Genomic DNA, 2,630 nt, shown 5'->3' with positions numbered 1-2,630 from the left:
CCAGCGCGTCACCTCCGGCCGTGCGCGCGCGGCCGGAGGTGACGCGCTGGGTGTGGCGGTCCACGACGGATGTGTATCCGGCTCTGCTCGCCACGGGGGTGCGAGTGGAGCGGTGCTACGACATCGAGGCCGCCGAGAACCTCCTCCTCGGCCACGAGGGGCGGTACGGCGAGCCGCGTTCGGCCGCCGCCGCCCTGGCCCGGCTGCGCGGCGGACCGGTCCCGCCGGATCCGCCGCAGCGGTCGGCCGTACCGGGCGCGCAGTCCCCGCTCTTCGAGCCGCAGGACCGCCCGCTCCCCTTGGGCGACCTGCTCGCCGTCTACGCCGAGCAGCAGCGGCGGCACGAGCGCGCCGCCCACCCCGAGCGGATGCGGCTGCTGACGGCCGCCGAGTCGGCGGGCACGCTGGTGGCCGCCGAGATGAACCACGCGGGGCTGCCGTGGAGCGCGGACGTGCACCGCGCGGTCCTGCACGACCTGCTCGGTGAGCGGTACGCGGGCGGCGGGGAGCCGCGGCGGCTGGCCGAGCTGGCCGACGAGGTGTCCGCCGCGTTCGGGCGGCGGGTGCGGCCCGATCTGCCCGCCGATGTCGTCAAGGCGTTCGCGCAGGCCGGGATCAAGGTCCGCTCGACCCGCCGCTGGGAGATCGAGTCCGTCGACCACCCGGCCGTGAAACCGCTGGTCGAGTACAAGAAGCTGTACCGGATCTGGGTCGCCCACGGCTGGTCCTGGCTCCAGGACTGGGTGCGCGACGGGCGGTTCCGGCCCGAGTTCCAGGCCGGCGGCACGGTCACCGGGCGCTGGGTGACCAACGGCGGGGGCGGCCTGCAGATCCCCAAGGTGATCCGGCGGGCCGTGGTCGCCGACCCCGGCTGGCGGCTGGTCGTCGCCGACGCCGACCAGATGGAGCCGCGCGTGCTGGCCGCGATCTCCCGCGACCCCGGCCTGATGGAGGTCGCCGGACGCGAGAGCGACCTGTACCAGTCGGTGTCCGACCGGGCCTTCTCCGGCGACCGCGCCCAGGCCAAGCTCGCGGTGCTCGGCGCGGTCTACGGCCAGACCTCGGGGGACGGCCTGAAGAACCTCGCCGCGCTGCGCCGCCGCTTCCCGAAGGCGGTGGCGTACGTCGACGACGCCGCCCGGGCCGGCGAGGAGGGGCGGCTGGTGCGCACCTGGCTCGGGCGGACCTGCCCGCCCGCGGCCCAGGCGGGCGAGGACACGGCGGAGGAGGCCGGCATCCCGTCGGCGGACGAGGACGGCGACGACCGCGCCTGGGTGCCGGGGTACGCCTCGACCAACGCCCGCGCCCGCGGCCGTTTCGCGCGCAACTTCGTGGTCCAGGGCAGTGCCGCCGACTGGGCGCTGCTGCTGCTCGCCGCGCTGCGCCGGGCCTGCGCGGACCTCGCGGCCGAGCTGGTCTTCTTCCAGCACGACGAGGTGATCGTGCACTGTCCGGCACAGGAGACGGAGACGGTCGTCGCAGCGATCCGGGAGGCGGCGGAGCTGGCCGGGCGGCTGACGTTCGGGCAGACGCCGGTGCGGTTCCCGTTCACCACGGCGGTGGTGGAGTGCTATGCCGACGCCAAGTGAGCCGCGCCGCGCTCAGCACCGGGCGCCGACGGTGCCCAGCAGCTCCCGCAGTTCCGCCGTCACCGCGGTCTCGTCCGTGCCGTCCAGGGCGGCGAGCGCGGTACGCCACTCCTCGCCCGCCCGCTCGTGCAGCCCCTGGGCGCACAGCAGCAGACCGTGCTGGTGGCGGGCGAGACCGCCGGTGTAGTGGTCGGCGCGGGCGTCCGCGCGGCGCAGCAGTTCCGCGCACTCGCGGGCGGCGCGGTCGCCGTGGCCGAGCAGGCGCAGCGCGCGGACCAGCCCGAGGCGGGTCTGGGACTCGCCGTGCCAGTCGCCGTGGCCGCCGAGGATGCGCAGGCTCTCCTCGAAGTGCCGGGCGGCGGAGGCCGGTTCGCCCAGGGTGAGATAGGCGTAGCCGATGTTGCAGTGCGCGGAGTGCTGCACGATGACCGCGCCGACCGAGACGCCGATGGCGAGGGAGCGGCGGTGCTGTTCGATCGCGGCGCGCGGGTCGGTGTGCTCGTAGAGGTTGCCGAGGTGGCTGTAGGTGACGGCCTCGCCGTGCGGGTCGTTCAGCTGCCGGGAGTAGGTGAGGCTCTGGCGCAGCGCCGCCTCCGACTCCGCGTACCGGCCGAGCCCTTCGAGCAGCAGCCCGCGGTTGTTCAGGCAACGCCGGATCCAGGAGACCACCCCGAGCCGCCGCCAGATCTCCAGCGCGCGGTCGTTCAGGGCCAGGGCGTCGCCCTGGCGGCCGGTGAGGAAGTGGAGTCCGGCGAGGTCGCCGAGGGCGTAGGCCTCGGCCGCGGGGTCGCCGAGGCGGCGTGCGGCGTCGAGGGCGGCGCTGCCCAGCACCTCCATCTCGGCGACCCGGCCGCTGCGGTGGACGTACGGGAAGAGGAGGCGGATGAGGGTCGAGACGTAGGCGGCGGTGCGGTGGTCGTGGGCCGGGTCGCCCGCGTGCCGCTCCACGAGCGTGACGATGTTGGGCAGCTCCAGGTCGCCCCAGGCGAAGGCCGCCGCCCCGCCCTTCGAATCCACCGAGGCGGCCTTCGCCTGGGGCGA

General features: G+C 75.5%; 2 protein-coding genes. One reads left to right on the top strand and one right to left on the bottom strand.

The window, feature by feature from the left end:
* Positions 1-1,589 (top strand): bifunctional 3'-5' exonuclease/DNA polymerase (locus tag CCN42_RS37300; RefSeq protein ID WP_086741717.1); only part of this gene is annotated, 1,589 nt, incomplete at its 5' end.
* A gap of 12 nt (positions 1,590-1,601) precedes the next feature.
* On the opposite strand, the gene CCN42_RS37295 is transcribed toward CCN42_RS37300, so the two are convergent.
* Positions 1,602-2,630, bottom strand: a 1,029-nt coding sequence (locus CCN42_RS37295; RefSeq protein ID WP_143662159.1) for a tetratricopeptide repeat protein, incomplete at its 5' end; no start/stop codon positions are given.

Origin of the sequence: Streptomyces glaucescens, from assembly GCF_002154375.1 — a bacterium.
Classification (GTDB): Bacteria; Actinomycetota; Actinomycetes; order Streptomycetales; family Streptomycetaceae; genus Streptomyces; species Streptomyces glaucescens.
The sequence above is the reverse complement of the archived record's forward strand: the minus strand, read 5'-3'. Positions and strand labels throughout refer to the sequence as shown.